Annotated in this window: 14 protein-coding genes; 8 read left to right on the top strand and 6 right to left on the bottom strand. The window is 38.4% G+C overall.

Annotated elements, in window-relative coordinates; translation table 11 throughout:
- Nucleotides 1-24: 24 nt before the first annotated feature.
- The 4 genes from tsf to rplM form a co-directional block, all read right to left on the bottom strand.
- The gene (gene tsf / locus BGP15_RS15495) at nt 25-861 is read right to left on the bottom strand and encodes a translation elongation factor Ts (RefSeq protein ID WP_070563096.1); all 837 of its coding nucleotides are present in this window, start codon (nt 859-861) and stop codon (nt 25-27) included.
- Nucleotides 862-1,056: 195 nt separating this feature from the next.
- On the bottom strand, nt 1,057-1,854 hold the full coding sequence (gene rpsB / locus BGP15_RS15490; protein WP_070563093.1) for a 30S ribosomal protein S2: 798 nt from the start codon (nt 1,852-1,854) through the stop codon (nt 1,057-1,059).
- Between the two features lie 18 nt (nt 1,855-1,872).
- Nucleotides 1,873-2,259: a 30S ribosomal protein S9 gene (rpsI, locus tag BGP15_RS15485; RefSeq protein WP_070563091.1), complete on the bottom strand. Its 387-nt coding sequence runs from the start codon at nt 2,257-2,259 to the stop codon at nt 1,873-1,875.
- 11 nt (nt 2,260-2,270) lie between these two features.
- On the bottom strand, nt 2,271-2,714 hold the full coding sequence (rplM, locus tag BGP15_RS15480; protein WP_046671993.1) for a 50S ribosomal protein L13: 444 nt from the start codon (nt 2,712-2,714) through the stop codon (nt 2,271-2,273).
- A gap of 235 nt (nt 2,715-2,949) precedes the next feature.
- On the opposite strand from rplM, the gene BGP15_RS15475 reads away from it, so the two are divergent.
- The 5 genes from BGP15_RS15475 to BGP15_RS15455 all read left to right on the top strand — a co-directional run bounded on the left by BGP15_RS15475 (nt 2,950) and on the right by BGP15_RS15455 (nt 8,818).
- Nucleotides 2,950-4,671, top strand: a complete 1,722-nt coding sequence (locus BGP15_RS15475) for a tetratricopeptide repeat protein (protein WP_286753107.1) — start codon at nt 2,950-2,952, stop codon at nt 4,669-4,671.
- The gene (lolB1, locus tag BGP15_RS15470) at nt 4,661-5,464 is read left to right on the top strand and encodes a lipoprotein insertase outer membrane protein LolB1 (RefSeq protein WP_070563085.1); all 804 of its coding nucleotides are present in this window, start codon (nt 4,661-4,663) and stop codon (nt 5,462-5,464) included. The genes BGP15_RS15475 and lolB1 overlap by 11 nt, the downstream gene beginning before the upstream one ends.
- A gap of 108 nt (nt 5,465-5,572) precedes the next feature.
- The gene (locus tag BGP15_RS15465) at nt 5,573-6,877 is read left to right on the top strand and encodes a murein hydrolase activator EnvC family protein (protein ID WP_286770024.1); all 1,305 of its coding nucleotides are present in this window, start codon (nt 5,573-5,575) and stop codon (nt 6,875-6,877) included.
- Nucleotides 6,878-6,970: 93 nt separating this feature from the next.
- Complete coding sequence (gene tatA / locus BGP15_RS15460; RefSeq protein WP_046671996.1) at nt 6,971-7,168, top strand: twin-arginine translocase TatA/TatE family subunit; 198 nt, start codon at nt 6,971-6,973, stop codon at nt 7,166-7,168.
- Nucleotides 7,169-7,351: 183 nt separating this feature from the next.
- Nucleotides 7,352-8,818, top strand: a complete 1,467-nt coding sequence (locus BGP15_RS15455; RefSeq protein WP_286770023.1) for a LysM peptidoglycan-binding domain-containing protein — start codon at nt 7,352-7,354, stop codon at nt 8,816-8,818.
- Nucleotides 8,819-8,827: 9 nt separating this feature from the next.
- Here BGP15_RS15455 and BGP15_RS15450 read toward each other — a convergent pair whose 3' ends face one another.
- Nucleotides 8,828-9,340 carry a phosphoribosyltransferase family protein gene (locus BGP15_RS15450; RefSeq protein WP_070563077.1) on the bottom strand — a complete coding sequence of 171 codons (513 nt, stop codon included), beginning with the start codon at nt 9,338-9,340 and terminating at the stop codon, nt 8,828-8,830.
- A 105-nt stretch (nt 9,341-9,445) separates the two neighbouring features.
- A complete protein-coding gene (locus BGP15_RS15445; RefSeq protein ID WP_046671999.1) occupies nt 9,446-10,027 on the bottom strand; it encodes a C40 family peptidase in 582 nt (193 codons plus the stop codon).
- Nucleotides 10,028-10,563: 536 nt separating this feature from the next.
- On the opposite strand from BGP15_RS15445, the gene thrA reads away from it, so the two are divergent.
- The 3 genes from thrA (at nt 10,564) to thrC (ending at nt 15,497) form a co-directional block, all read left to right on the top strand.
- Nucleotides 10,564-13,011, top strand: a complete 2,448-nt coding sequence (thrA, locus tag BGP15_RS15440) for a bifunctional aspartate kinase/homoserine dehydrogenase I (protein WP_070563074.1) — start codon at nt 10,564-10,566, stop codon at nt 13,009-13,011.
- 87 nt (nt 13,012-13,098) lie between these two features.
- Nucleotides 13,099-14,037 carry a homoserine kinase gene (locus tag BGP15_RS15435; RefSeq protein ID WP_286770041.1) on the top strand — a complete coding sequence of 313 codons (939 nt, stop codon included), beginning with the start codon at nt 13,099-13,101 and terminating at the stop codon, nt 14,035-14,037.
- A gap of 152 nt (nt 14,038-14,189) precedes the next feature.
- Nucleotides 14,190-15,497, top strand: a complete 1,308-nt coding sequence (gene thrC / locus BGP15_RS15430) for a threonine synthase (protein ID WP_286770022.1) — start codon at nt 14,190-14,192, stop codon at nt 15,495-15,497.
- The last annotated feature ends 15 nt before the right edge of the window (nt 15,498-15,512 follow it).

Raw genomic sequence — 15,512 nt, 5'->3', positions numbered from 1 at the left:
TTCTGGTAATAGAATGAATTATGCTTATGCGCCCAATTGTACGCGTTTGAAAGCAGTTACAGTTAATCCTTTGGAAACTGAATCTAAGAATTGAGCGATGTTTTTAGAAGAATCTTTTACGAATTCTTGGTTTAACAAAGTTGTGTCTTTGAAGAATTTATTCAATTTACCTTGAGCGATTTTCTCAGCCATTTCAGCAGGTTTACCTTCAGCAATGATTTGCTCTTTAGCAATAGCGATTTCACGCTCGATTGTGTTTTGATCAACACCATCTTTGTCAATTGCGATAGGGTTCATTGCGGCAATTTGCATTGCTACATCTTTACCTGCTTCTTCAGCACCAGCAGCATCAGCAGAAAGACCTACTAATACACCTAAACGGTAGTTACCGTGAATATAAGCGATAACCTTTTCAGCAGTGATAGTTTCGTATTTAGAAACGTCAATTTTCTCGCCAATTACACCAGTTTGCTCGATTAATAAATCAGCGATGTTTTTGCCATCAAGTTCCAAACCTTTTAATTCTTCCAAAGAAGCAGGTTTACTGTTTAATGCAACGTCTGCAATTTTTTCAGCGAAAGCAACGAAGTCTGCGTTTTTAGCTACGAAGTCAGTTTCACAATTAACTTCAACTACGATACCTGATTTACCATCAGCAGTAGCTTTAGCGATGATAACACCTTCGTTAGAGTCGCGATCTTGACGGCTAGCAGCTACTTTAGCGCCTTTTTTACGCAAGTAATCTACAGCAGCTTCAAAGTCACCATTAGACTCAACTAAAGCTTTTTTACAATCCATCATACCAGCGCCAGTTTGTTGACGCAATTTGTTCACATCTGATGCAGAAATTTGTACTGACATGTTTATTTCTTTTTATTATTATTTACGACTGAAATTTGTACAATATTAACTTAAAACATGTTAAGCTAATATGAAGTTTAACATTTCTTGATAAACGAGTATTGTTAAACCAAAAAACCGGACAGAGAGGCTAGTTCAAGAAAAGTAAACTTTTCCAGAAACTAACGCTACGCCATCCGGTTTGGAATAAAAATATTATTCTCCGTCTTTCGCTTTGCGAGGACGTTTAGCTTCTGAAGCATCACTATTATCAACTTTTGCTTTAGCAGCAGCAGCATCTTTTTCAGCTTCTTCTTCTTTGTCGCGTTTGCGCTCGTCCAAACCTTCTTGGATTGCTTGACCAATGATACCGGCGATTAAACTAATAGATTTACTAGCGTCATCATTTGCTGGGATTGGGAAATCAATGTTTGAAGGATCAGAGTTTGTATCTACCATTGCAAAAGTAGGGATGTTCAATTTCATTGCTTCAGAAACAGCGATGTGTTCTTTTTTCACATCGATGATGAATAAAGCAGCTGGTAAACGGTTCAAATCAGCGATACCTCCTAAAAGGTTTTCTAATTTGATACGCTCACGTTGAATCATCAACTTCTCTTTTTTAGACAATACATCATATGTACCATCTTTTTGCATTTTGTCAATGTTAGACATTTTTTTGATAGACTTACGAACTGTAGCGAAGTTTGTAAGCATACCACCTAACCAACGCTCAGTTACAAAAGGCATATTAACCTCTTTTGCTTGTTGTGCGATGATCTCTTTTGCTTGTTTTTTCGTAGCGACGAATAAAACTTTGCGACCTGATTTTACGATTTGTTTGATAGCTGAAGCAGCTTCTTCTAATTTCGTAAGAGTTTTGTTCAAGTCAATGATGTGGATACCGTTGCGTTCCATGAAAATGTACTTAGCCATTTTCGGATCCCATTTACGTGTAAGGTGACCAAAGTGCACACCTGCATCCAATAAATCTTGATAAGTAGTTCTTGCCATTTTTTGATCCTCCTTTGATTAACGTTTACTGAATTGGAATCTTCTACGAGCTTTACGACGTCCTGGTTTCTTACGTTCAACCATGCGGTCATCACGTGTTACTAAACCTTTAGCGCGTAATGCAGGTTTAACTTCTGGGTTAAGCTCAACCAAAGCTTTTGCGATCGCTAAGCGAACAGCTTCTGCTTGACCTTTAACACCACCTCCGTTAACGTTTACTTTTACATCAAAGTTTGCTAATTCACCAGCTACGTTCAATGACTGTGTAGCGATGTATTGCAAAGGTAATGTTGGGAAATACTCTTTGTAGTCTTTACCGTTTATGATAATGTTTCCGCTACCAGCAGTTAAGTAAATGCGGGCAACAGCAGTTTTTCTTCTTCCTGAAGTGTTAGTTGTTGACATGACGATTCTCCTTAAAATTTAACTGGTTTTGGATTTTGTGCTTCATGCTTGTGCTCAGTACCAGCATAAACGTAAAGGTTTTTAAACAATTGACGACCTAAACGGTTTTTAGGAAGCATACCACGAACAGCTTTTTCAATAATGCGTTCAGGAAATTTAGCCATTAACTCTTTAGGAGAAACGAAACGTTGACCACCTGGGTATCCAGTGTAGCGTACGTAAACTTTGTCGCCTAATTTGTTTCCTGTCAATTTAATTTTGTCTGCATTGATAACAATCACGTTATCTCCACAGTCTACGTGTGGGGTGAATGTAGGCTTATGCTTACCACGAATTACTTTCGCGATGTTGCTCGCCAAACGCCCCAAAATCTCTCCTTCAGCGTCAACAACGATCCACTCTTTGTTAACGGTGTTCTTGTTGGCAGAGACAGTTTTGTAACTTAACGTATTCACTTGCTTTTGTTTAAATAATTTATTAAAAAATTTTTCTTCCCCTTATCTCAAGGGTCTGCAAAGGTACATCTATTATTCTATATTTTAAAATCTATTTTGCTTATTTTGTTGAAAACGAGTTGAATTTCAAGCGAGCCCCACTAATCTCAATATTTTTACAACTTCCTCGAATGAATATTGTTACATTAGTTAGTATATTGCAGGAAGAATTTTTAAATTATTATAGCGGAAGTAGATGAGATTGAATTTTTTAGATAAACGATTTTTTTTAAGTTTTATTGGTTTACTCCTAGTAGCACTGGGCTCATTAAAGGCGCAATCTTCGGATAATAAGCCTAAACCTTACGATGCACGACTCAAAAACGTACAGGAAATATTGAAGCAAGGAAAAATTGGCCCCGGGATGGATTCTTTGGATGCTATAATCGCAGATTACCCACAAGCCGATGACATCTATTTTACAAAGGCAATTCTTCTTGCGCAGATGAGAAATCAAGATGGAGCGATCGAAGCTATAAAAGAAGCGCTGAATATTCAGTCGAAGCCGGAATATCTAAGTTTTGCTGTAGATGCATTTAAAAGTAAAAACGACGCGGATAGTGCTTTAATCTATCTCGATAAGTTGATAGATCGAGATGACAATAATACTGCCTCACTAAAACGGGAGCGTATCATGCTCCTTTTCAATGGTGGGTACAAGGATGTGGCTTTGGAGTATTTCTATAAAACCAAAGAGATCGCTGTCGCTTCTGATACATTGGACATGGTTGGCAGTGTGTTGTTAAATGATGCCGGTAATTATAAAGCTGTCATTGATCTTTTGAAGCCCTGGGCAGACAAAGGGACTTCGCTGGCTCAAGTGTATGGACAATTAGCGCAAGCCTATAATCTTTCCAAAAACTCGAAGCTTGCATTGGACTACATTAATAAAGGAATTCAGACGACAAAAGAGGATTTTCTTTATTTCGATTTGGCTGATCTCTATCGATTTGATAAAAAGCTGAAATTATCTTTTGATGCACTTAAGCAAGGATTTCAATCTAAGAAAGTTGATTTTGCAGATAAGAATCGGATTATAATGACCTTGTTGAATCCGAAAGGTCCCTATACAAAAGACCAACTTTTGGAATTGGTGAATATCTTGGTTGAAGTTCATCCACGTATTGCCGAAAGCCATATGGCAAAGGGACAAGTGTTATGGTTGAGAGACGATAAGTCCGCTGCTCAAAGTTCACTAGCGGTAGCCGTGAGTATGAACCCCTACCAGATTGATGCTTGGCGGATGCTGATGAGTTTGGATATGGACAAAGGTGAATTTGATCAAGCCATTGCACATGGTGGGGAAGCGTTACACTATGTGGCCAATAATGCGACCATACTCTATTTTACGAGTATGGCCTATTTGATGAAAAAAGACATGGAAAATAGCCGAAAGTTTATGGAGGCTGCACTTAATAATGCACAGGATGAATCGCCTTTTCTACAAGCAAATATTTATGGGGGATTAGGTGATATTTATAATTCACTTCAGATGTATAAAGCCTCTGACGCGGCTTACATCGAAGCTATTCGATTGGATAGTACAAATGTGACGGCGATGAACAATTTAGCATACTATTTGTCGTTAAGAAAAGAACGACTTGATGAAGCTACAAAGTATGCCGCAATGGCGACGAAATTGCAGCCCAATAATGGAACTTTTGAAGATACCTATGCTTGGGTACTTTTTGCAAATGGAAAATATGATGACGCACTAGTATGGATTCAAAAAGCGTTAAAAAATACAAATCCGCAAACGGCGGTATTACTGGAACACTATGGCGACATTTTGATTAAGTTAGGGAAAACAACGGATGCCGTTAAGCAGTGGAACCTCGCTTTAGAAAAGGGAGCTGATACGGAGGAGGGTAAGCTGAAATTGAAAAAGAAGATTGAGACTAAAAGCTATGTGGAATAAAATTGTTTGGGTTAGTGCTGTTGTGTTGCTGCTTTCTTCTTGTAGTTCTAAGAAGAAACTACTAAAAGGTGCTGACCTTAAAGCTGAAAACGAGTTGACCATAAAAGATAATACAAGGGAGGCGAAAAAGAATAGCTTACGTGATCTTTTTTTGACCAATTTGAATTATTCTACTTTTTCTGGAAAAGCGAAGATGCGTCTCGATCTTGGGAAGGACAATTATGATGTCACTTCTACTATTCGAATAGAGAAAGATAAAAGGATCTGGATTTCCATTTCTGCTACACTGGGTATAGAGGTTGCCCGGGTATTGATCACTCCAGACAGTGTACAAATCTTAAATAAGTTTCAGAGCGAATATATGGTTAAGCCATTTGACTACCTATATCGTTTTGCCAGTCCGGATTTAACTTTCGGAAATCTACAGGATTTGTTGCTAGCCAATCTTTCGGTGAATCTATTGTCCGATATTGATCAGGTTAATTTTAAACAGGACTCGATGTCTGTCCAGTTGGATGGCAAACTGAATGAACTAGATTTTTTATATAAGTTAAATAATAACAATAGGCCTTATCAGTTTAGATTAGCGCAACTTTCAAAAAAACAATTGCTGGAGGCCAATTACGGTGAATATGCCATGGCCTCTGGACAAGAATTTCCGATGCTTTTAAAAATGATCATTTCTGATGGTCGTCAAGAGATAAAAACAGAGATAAATTTTAACAAAGTGACTTTTAATGAACCAGTCGAAATGCCTTTTTCAGTATCGTCACGTTACAAAGTAATCCGATGAGAAGCTGTCTATTTCCTTTAGATTTATTACTTTCGCAATTAGTTTGCTAAAGTATGGGGTGAATTAATAGGATAGAAAGATGGCAAACACAAAAAAATAGTACTGTAAATGAACTTTAAAAAGACAATACTTGGTATAGCTGCTTTCCTATTCATGATTGGGATTTCATCGGCGCAGACTAGGGCTGAACTTGAAAAACAGCGTGAGAAACTCAATCGTGAAATTGCTGAATTACAGAATACGGTCAAAGAGATTGCAAAGGAAAAATCACTTACTCAACAACAAGTGACAGCATTGAGTAAGCAGATTAATTTGCGCGAGCAGAAGATAAATACCATTACTTCGGAAGTAGCTGTAATTAACAAACATATCAATGCCAATACCGCTGCCGTAAATAAGTTAAAGGCCGAATTGGAGAAGATGAAACGTGACTATGAGAAGATGGTGATGTTTGCGTTCAGAAACCGGAATGCCTATAATAAATTGATGTTTATTTTTGCATCCAAGGATTTTAATCAGGGGTTCCGACGGGTTAAGTACTTACAACAGTTTAACGATTCTAGAAAGCTGAAAGCTGCCGATATCGAAAATACAAAGAAACAGATTGAACAAAAAATTGCTCAATTGCAGGCGGACCGAAACAAACAGGTTGCCTTGATGAAAGAGCAGGAAAATGAGAAAAAAACCATATCTCAACAGCGATCTGTTTATTCTGGACAATTGAGTGAATTGATTGTTACAGAGCGCGGCGTGAAGAAAGATATTACCCAAAAGCAAAAAGAGGAGCGTCGTATTAATGCGGCCATCAAGGAGATCATTAGAAGAGAAATTGAGGCTGAACGTCGACGAGCTGAGGCGGCGCGTCGTGCTGCGGAAGCTGCTGCTGAACGGAATCGCAAAGCGAATGAGTCCACATCAACTACAAAGGGTAAGAACAATACAAAAACGAGTACTTCGAAGATGTCAGAATCTGAGGTGCTCCGTAGTACACCAGAAGCAGTTAAACTTTCAAATGACTTCAGATCTAACCGCGGTAGTTTACCTTGGCCTGTTTCCAATGCGAAGATCATGCAAGATTTTGGAGGGGAAAGTGTCGGAAGAAATGTCAATGTGGAACATATATCCGTGAAAATACAAACTTCTAGTGGTGCGGCTGTGAAAGCTGTTTTCGCAGGAGAGGTAAGTAGTGTTTTAACAATGTATGGTCAACGTATCATAATGATTAAACATGGTGAGTACTATACTGTCTACAATAATATGGGAAGTGTAAGTGTTTCTAAAGGGCAAAAAGTAAGCACGGGTCAAACTATAGGAACGGCGGATGTGGACTCCGATACAGGTGTGCCAATGGTTGACTTCTCAGTTTATCAAGGGTCAACACCACTGAATCCGATGTCATGGTTGGCGAGATAAGAAATAATTACTATATTTAATAATTATCATTACATTTGTAAATAGAGAGAGAAGTTTTAGTTTAAAAGAATTGAAAAACAAGAAATTATAGTTATGTCAACATCATTATTAATCATGGGAATCGGGGGGCAAGAGTTAATTGTCATTGTAGTAATATTGTTACTATTATTTGGTGGCAAGAAGATTCCTGAATTGATGCGCGGATTGGGTAAAGGAGTAAAGGAATTTAAAGAAGGCCAAAAAGATGAGTCTTCACCTGAAAAAAAATCTGAAGTAGAAGATAACAAATAAGGGAGGTTTTGATCCCATATAGCATGGATACGATTTTGTGAAGAACAAAATCGTATTTTGTTTTATACGCGACCTATAGCGAAATAGGACGAAAACCATTTTATACTAAAATCCATTTCTAATCGTTTAGATTATTGTTGATTTTTCAGCAGATGAATCAAACTCGGATTTAACAGTAAATTTATGATCGGAAAACAGACGTTAATTTCAATACTAGGAGGGGTATGCTATGTACTACCACTCATGGCCCAAGAAAGCGCTGTAGAAGGTATGAAAGAAGCTGCCCATACCTTCTTTCAAAAAAGCATCGAAAAAGAAAAACAAGAGATTTACCAGTACCTGGACAGTATAAAATCTTCCGGAAGTAACCGACAGCATGATGCTGAAATTACAGATGAAGATATACAGCTTGTACGGAAATTAAAGGCAATAGAACGTGAGGTTCCATTGGACTACTCACCACGAGTGAAAGATCTGATTGCCAAATACACGTCGGATAATTATAATCCCTATATGTGTAGGATGATGGGACTAGGACAATACTATTTCCCATTGTTTGATAAAATCATGGATGAAGTAGGAGTGCCGCGGGAACTCAAATATCTAAGTGTAGTCGAATCATCATTAAATCCACGTGATATCTCTAGTGCCGGAGCAACAGGATTATGGCAATTGATGTATTATGAAGCCAAAACTTATCATCTTACGGTGGACAGTTATACCGACCAACGTATGGATCCGATCGCTTCGAGCTATGCTATTGCAAAAATCCTAAAAGAAGCTTATGATGAATATGGCGATTGGTTGTTAGCGATAGCATCCTATAATGGCGGTAAAGGAGCGGTTAGCCGTGCGATCCAACGTTCGGGAAAGGAGAATGCTACTTTTTGGGATATCGCTCCATATCTAACGCAACAGACCCAAAACTATATCCCTAAGTTCATCGCAATGACCTATGCGATGAAATACGCAGACGAAAATGATATCAATGCTGCGGATACCGAACTTTCACTGAGAACTCAAGCATTGGATATCAATAAGCGTGTTTCATTGAACCAAATAGCGGATGCTTTACAGGTGTCAAAAGAGACATTACGTGCATTGAATCCTAGTTTTAAAAGAAACGTGTTAAATGGCACTGAAGAGTCCCCATTGCGATTAGTTTTACCTGTATTGGATAAAAAGATTGCCGCAGAGGAATTGTATGCAGCGCTCAATACGCCAATATCTTCGGCAAATCCTAGTCAGACAGAAAATCCAAGCGAGCCTTTACAGAATGGGAAATATAAAGTGAAAGTTGGTGAGACATTCGCTTCCATTGCTGACAAGTTTGAAGTAACCGTACAGGATATAAAATCTTGGAATAACCTGCGTGGAAATCAGATTGTCCCTGGACAAAACTTACTGATAAAAAAGGAGGATGATTTCGTCAATGCGAAATTAGCTCGTAACACAGAAAGGTCTTCAAAGAAAAACCAACAACGTGCCGCTAGCGCCACGCGTACAGCTTACTATGTCGTTAAGAAAGGTGATACATTATCTGAGATCGCAGATAAAAATGGCACATCAGTCGGTCGACTTAAAAGTGAAAATGATTTAAATGGAAGCCGGATAAAACCGGGGATGAAATTGAAAGTCTCAAAAAAATAACAGCATGGTTTAAATTAACCATGCTGCATCTTCTTCTTTGTCAAATTCTTCAAGAGTAACGGTAACATGTTCTCTTAATATCGTTGAAAGCTTCGTACCATAGTAGTCACTAAATATAGGGAACTTATGGTGGCTTCTATCAATTAATACAGCCGTTCTCATTTTCTTCAATGGAACGTTTAAGAATACACCTAGTCCATAGGCTAAGGCTCTACCACTATTCAGTACATCATCGACTAAGATGATGGTCTTATCTTTTGCAATATCAACAGGTATGTCTGTGCTTGCACTCAACGATCTACTCGTTTTCTTCATAGTAACTTTAATCAGCAGGATTTCCTTCGTTGAAATCTCCTGTAAAATCGCCTGAAGGCGTTGTGCAAATACATAACCCCGGTCAGCAATTCCTACCAATACAAGTGTTTCATCTTCAAAATTGTCTTCCAAAATTTGATAGGCAATCCGAATAGATTTTTGTTTTATTTGTTCTTTATTTAAGATGAGCGTTTTCTTTGAAGACATAATAGTATTCCAATGATTATGGGGTAAAAATAGGATATTATATTGTATAAAAAAAGTCCAAAACGAGTTAAACGCTTTGGACTTTTCGAGACTGAATCAATCTTATTAATTCAATTTATTATCTTTTTCCGCTTTTAATATTTCTGCTGTAAGCGATCTATTATCTTCTGGTAAACGACCACCATTGTAATAATAACGTCGCCAGTATGGCTCATCTAAATTGCTAATCATAACTCCTTTACTGGACGAGGCATGTGCAAACTTATTATCGCCGATATAAACACCTACATGGGTAATACTTTTACTTCTAATTTTGAAGAATACCAAATCACCTGCTTTTAGCTCATTTTTTTCGACAGTTTTGACTTGAGAATATTGATTTCTGCTATTATATCCTAACGAAGTGTTAAATACTTTGTCGTATAATTCATAAGAAAATTTAGAACAATCAATGCCTCTTTTTGAATCTCCTCCTAAGCGGTATGGAGTTCCCAACCATTCGTAAACAAATTGATAAAGTTTGGTATTTGTTGTTGCTGAGACTGCAACTCCCATGATTTGTGAAAAGTATTCTTTCGCTAGATTATCAGGATCTGATTCTGGTTTGGAGTTTCTGTTGGTTTGTGCCTGCGACACTAGACATAAGCCGATAAATAGCATTGACGCTATAAATTTCTTTGTTTTCATTAAATCGCTTTTTTGTACAACATTTAACTTTTAAAAATTTAACACTGTCATCTATTTTGGACAGCACTGTTGCGAATATAATACAATATCAGTTTAGGGTCAAATTTATTTTAAGGTATTTAACGAAATTTTAACAATTTTAACATCTTCATAACGCCCATTTGGGCATATTGTACTTTAATAATTCTGTCAACGATCAACTACAGTGCCTCGACCACCTGTTCGAGTAAAAAACGGTCCCCTAATATCAGAATGCCACTTGATTATATGTCTCATTGTGAATCTTAAAAAAAATATTAATTTTCTTTGGTAAAGTGATAATATTTGTTCTATATTTACAAAACATAAGCAAAAGCAATGAACACAAATACAATTATTACATCGATTATTATTACCACCGGGATAAAACTCAGGAGGAAGTAGTTTCGTTGTATATAATTGTAGACACAATATTTAGAAGCGCTTTCCTCGACAAAGGAAAGCGCTTCTTTTTTTAGCATAAAAATCATCAATCTAAACAAACAGTATAAAACAGTATGAAAGTTTTAAAATTTGGAGGCACATCGGTCGGGACGGTAGAAAGTCTAAAGGCGGTCTTAAGCATTGTAAAAAAATCTTACGATGCAAAGGAAAAACCATTGGTTGTGTTGTCAGCTATGTCAGGTGTAACAAACTTACTTACCCAACTGGCGGAGGACGCTGCCGAAGGAAAGTCCTTTTCGGATGGTCTAAAGTCCTTGGAAGATAAGCATTTTACGGTTGTCAAAGAGCTCTTGGCTGTGAAATATCAAAATCCTGTATTTACAAAGCTAAAGTTGTTTTTTAATGAGATAGAAGATCTCCTGCAAGGAATTTCTGCACTAAAGGAGCTGAGTAATCAAAGTAAAGATTTGATCCTTAGCTACGGTGAACGTTGCTCAAATTATATGGTATCTAAGGTGATGGAACAATATATTCCCGAGTCTCTATTTGTAGATGCATCCCATTATGTGAAAACTGATTCAAATTTTGGTAATGCACATTTAAATGAAATGCTAACGGAGCAATTGGTGAAATCATTGTATATCACGCATGGTGATAAACTACTGTTTGTCACCGGTTTTATCGGAAGTAATGAAAATGGACGTATTACCACCTTGGGAAGAGGTGGATCAGATTATACCGCAGCGATCTTCGGGTCGATACTGGACGCAACAGCCATTGAAATTTGGACAGATGTGAATGGGATGTTAACTGCCGATCCACGTATTGTGAAGAAAGCGTTTTCCTTGCCTGTATTATCATACACAGAGGCAATGGAGTTATCTTACTTCGGTGCTAAGGTGATTTATCCTCCAACGATGATTCCGGCTTTCTTAAAGAAAATACCGATAGTTATTCGAAATACTTTTGAGCCTGATTTTTCAGGGACAGTGATTCAGTTTGATAGTGGAAAAACTGCGCTGCCAATCAAGGGGATTTCTTCGATCTCGGATATTTCTGTCATCAACCTGAGTGGATCAGGGATGATCGGTAAATCGGGTTTTAGCGGGCGGCTTTTTACGCTATTGGCTCGAGAGCAGATCAATGTTGTGCTAATCACGCAATCATCTTCCGAACACAGCATCACATTTGCTGTCAATCCATCGGATGCCAAACGCGCTATACAATTGATCGAAGTGGAGTTTGAGCTTGAAATCCAGGCAAATAAACTGGTCGTTCCTGCGATCGAAGAAAACCTGTCGGTCTTAGCTATCGTTGGTGAAAATATGAAAAAAACTCCCGGCATGGCTGGTCGGTTATTTGCAGCATTAGGACGCAACGGTATCAACGTCCGTGCTATTGCACAGGGATCATCCGAATACAATATATCTGTAATTATTGGTAAAGAAGATTTAGCGAAGGCACTTAATGCCGTACATGATGCGTTTTTTGCAGAGCTAAAGAAAACGCTGCATGTATTTAATATCGGTACCGGTAACATTGGTGCAACTTTATTTAAACAATTGGAAAATCAGCATGACTTCCTATTGGATAAAAATGATATTGAAATTAAAGTTGTTGGAATTTCCAATAGCCGTAAAATGCTTTTCAATACCGAAGGTGTTGATTTAAATAATTGGTCGGATGAACTTGCTAAAAATGGAACTGAATCAGACCTGGCATTGTTTATAGATCGAATGAAAGCGCTGAATTTGCCGAACTGTGTATTTATCGATAATACTGCAAGCAAATTACCTGCAACCTACTACGAAGATATCTTTAAATCCAATATTTCAATCGTCACCTGCAATAAAATTGCGAATTCAGGTAAATTCGAGCAATATAAAACATTACGCGATACTGCTCATCGACACGGTGTAGATTTCTTTTATGAAACAAATGTAGGTGCAGGATTGCCTATCGTCAGGGTGCTCAAAGACTTGATGCTGAGCGGTGACCGTATTCTGAAGATAGAGGCTATTCTTTCAGGGACAATCTCGTATATTTTCAACAATTTTAAAGCAGATGCTTCTTTTTATGATATCGTCAAACAGGCTCAGGAGCTGGGATACACTGAGCCAGATCCACGGGATGATTTAGGTGGTGTAGATTTTATGCGTAAAATGCTCATCCTGGCGAGAGATGCGGGGTATGCTGTTGAGGCCGAAGATGTAGACCTCGGTGCAATATTACCTCCAGCATGTTTGAAAGCAGATACAGTAGATTCTTTTTATACAGAATTGCAACAGGAAAATGAATATTTCGAAGCAATGAAGAAGAAAGCAGCCAATGAAAATAAAGTAATCCGCTACATCGGGAAATTGGAAAATGGAAAGGTATCCATTGCGATTCAGTTTGTTGATGAAAATCATCCTTTTTATGCTTTATCAGGCAGCGATAACATTATATCGTTTACAACAGAGCGTTATAAAGAACGTCCCCTTGTCGTAAAAGGTCCCGGTGCGGGAGCTGAGGTGACAGCTGCCGGTGTATTTGCAGATTTGGTAAATGTCGGAGCATAAAAACTATTCAAGGAAAATAAAAATTACGTGATGGCCAATAATTTAAATGTGGAGTATCTGAAAGATAAGGTGATAAATTTAGACAGCATGCTGTCGGAAGTTCGTGTTTTTGCACCTGCAACTGTCGCAAATATGATCTGCGGTTTTGATATATTGGGTTTTGCTGTTGAGCAACCCGGTGATGAGGTGGTGATGCGACGTACGCAACAACCTGGAGTAACGATTCGGGAAATAACTGGTGACGATGGAAGACTACCACTCGACCCTGGCAAGAATACCGTATCTGCCTGTGTGCAATATCTATTACAAGCCCTGAATATCTCATCAAAGGTAGGCGTCGAAATCGAATTGCATAAACATATGCCAATTGGATCTGGACTAGGTTCCAGTGCAGCAAGCACCGTAGCTGGGCTTTTTGCCATCAATACCATGCTCGGAAACCCTTTGACAAAAGAAGAATTATTACCATTTTGTGTTGAAGGTGAGCGTTTGGCTTGCGGTACAGGCCACGCTGATAATGTTGCCCCAGCGCTTTATGGAGGCATCACATTAATCCGGGGAAATGAACCTTTGGATGTTATTTCCATCCCTTCGCCAAAAGAACTCGTAGCAGCAGTGGTTTTTCCACAGGTCGATGTTCCCACACGTGACGCAAGACAACTCATAAAGGATAAAGTGCTGTTGAAAGACGCCGTGACACAATGGGGAAATATCGCGGGATTGGTCGCTGCATTGTTCAAAGAAGATTACGATCTCATTGCACGAAGCATGAAAGATATCCTCATTGAACCAACACGTGCAATTTTAATTCCCCAGTTTTATGAAATGAAGGAGATTGCTTTGAAAAATGGTGCCTTGAGTTTTGGTATTTCTGGCTCAGGCCCCTCTGTCGTTGCAATAACACGGGACGAAAAAATAGCAAAGGATATCGCCGACAAAATTCAAACTCATCTCAAAGAAAATGAAATTGAAAGTTTTGGCTATGTTTCCCGTGTCAATGTCGAAGGACCCAGGGTATTAGATTAAAAATTATTTACGGACAGAAACGAGGTTTATAAATCTCAGGTCAATTGATAATTGGCTCAGAAAAGATAATAAAATGAAATATCCGCATTCTAAGGTGAATACGAATCAAAATAACAGGATATTTTATATGGCCTTGACAAAATTATTTACATATGAAATTTTATAGTACAAATAATAAAACATTAGAAGTCTCCTTTAAAGATGCGGTCTTCAATTCTCTCCCTGCAGACAAAGGATTGTATATGCCTGAAGAGATTCCGCAATTGGACCCGCTATTCATTAAGAATATCCAACAGCATTCCTTGCAGGAGATTGCTTTCGAAGTAGCTTCTACACTATTGGGAAAAGATATTCCCAAAGACGATTTAAAACAGATTGTGAACGATGCCATCAATTTTGATGCTCCTGTAAGATTCTTGACCGACAGCACGGCTGTGCTCGAACTATTTCATGGGCCGTCTTATGCTTTTAAAGATTTCGGAGCTCGGTTTATGAGCAGGGTTATGGGCTATTTTTCAAAGACTGACGATAAATTACTGGACGTGCTTGTTGCGACGTCAGGCGATACAGGAGGAGCTGTTGCATTGGGCTTTTTGGGCGTAGAAGGAACACGTGTGACGATCTTATATCCTAAAGGTAAAGTCTCGGAAGTTCAGGAACTACAATTGACCACCAATGGACAAAATATTCGTGCTATTGAAGTTGAAGGAACTTTTGACGATTGTCAGGCATTAGTAAAGCAAGCTTTTAGTGATGCAGAACTCAATGCTGTATTGCGTTTGACCTCCGCTAATTCAATCAATATAGCACGGCTGATCCCACAGACATTTTATTATTTTTATGCGTATGCACAATTGAAGTCACAAGGAATCAATGAGGCCGTGTTTACAGTGCCGAGTGGTAATTTTGGTAATATCGGGGCTGGTTTATTGGCCTATAAAATGGGACTTCCAGTGAAGCATTTTGTAGCTGCAACAAACGTCAATGATACCGTTCCTCGATTCCTTTCTTCCGGCAAATATGAACCACTGCCTTCTGTTCAAACTTTAAGCAACGCCATGGATGTTGGGAATCCCAGCAACTGGGTGCGTATACAGGATCTTTTTGGCGGAAATGTGGAGGAATTAAAAAATATGCTCTCTTCTTATACATTTACGGATGAAGAAACAAAAGAAGGAATGCAAAAATTATATGAAGAATCGAACTATATCGCCTGTCCGCATACAGCAATCGCCTGGCTTGGCGCTCGTGCTTATGCAAAGGAGCATCCAGGTCATTACGCTTCGGTTTTCTTATCGACAGCACATCCCTGCAAATTCCCTGACGCAATAGCAGCAGATGTATTTGGAAAAATAGTGTTGCCTGCCGGTGCAGAAAGATTGCAAGGAAAAGAAAAATTAGCGGAACCTTTAAAAGTTGATTTTGAAGCCTTCAAAAAATATTTAATCAACCATAACTAAACACCGAGGGCTCCT

This window comes from Sphingobacterium sp. 40-24 (assembly GCF_001899705.1).
Taxonomy (GTDB): domain Bacteria; phylum Bacteroidota; class Bacteroidia; order Sphingobacteriales; family Sphingobacteriaceae; genus Sphingobacterium; species Sphingobacterium multivorum.
This window is presented reverse-complemented; position numbering and strand designations above follow the sequence as displayed.

Bases quoted from the DNA above. Each gene is read 5' to 3' on its own strand.
- rpsB (WP_070563093.1), bottom strand. From the start codon at position 1,854: ATGGCAAGAACTACTTATCAAGATTTATTGGATGCAGGTGTGCACTTT.
- rpsI (WP_070563091.1), bottom strand. From the start codon at position 2,259: ATGTCAACAACTAACACTTCAGGAAGAAGAAAAACTGCTGTTGCCCGC.
- thrA (WP_070563074.1), top strand. From the start codon at position 10,564: ATGAAAGTTTTAAAATTTGGAGGCACATCGGTCGGGACGGTAGAAAGT.
- BGP15_RS15435 (WP_286770041.1), top strand. From the start codon at position 13,099: ATGCTGTCGGAAGTTCGTGTTTTTGCACCTGCAACTGTCGCAAATATG.
- tatA (WP_046671996.1), top strand. From the start codon at position 6,971: ATGTCAACATCATTATTAATCATGGGAATCGGGGGGCAAGAGTTAATT.
- BGP15_RS15450 (WP_070563077.1), bottom strand. From the start codon at position 9,340: ATGTCTTCAAAGAAAACGCTCATCTTAAATAAAGAACAAATAAAACAA.
- thrC (WP_286770022.1), top strand. From the start codon at position 14,190: ATGAAATTTTATAGTACAAATAATAAAACATTAGAAGTCTCCTTTAAA.
- tsf (WP_070563096.1), bottom strand. From the start codon at position 861: ATGTCAGTACAAATTTCTGCATCAGATGTGAACAAATTGCGTCAACAA.
- lolB1 (WP_070563085.1), top strand. From the start codon at position 4,661: ATGTGGAATAAAATTGTTTGGGTTAGTGCTGTTGTGTTGCTGCTTTCT.
- BGP15_RS15455 (WP_286770023.1), top strand. From the start codon at position 7,352: ATGATCGGAAAACAGACGTTAATTTCAATACTAGGAGGGGTATGCTAT.
- BGP15_RS15465 (WP_286770024.1), top strand. From the start codon at position 5,573: ATGAACTTTAAAAAGACAATACTTGGTATAGCTGCTTTCCTATTCATG.
- BGP15_RS15475 (WP_286753107.1), top strand. From the start codon at position 2,950: ATGAGATTGAATTTTTTAGATAAACGATTTTTTTTAAGTTTTATTGGT.
- BGP15_RS15445 (WP_046671999.1), bottom strand. From the start codon at position 10,027: ATGAAAACAAAGAAATTTATAGCGTCAATGCTATTTATCGGCTTATGT.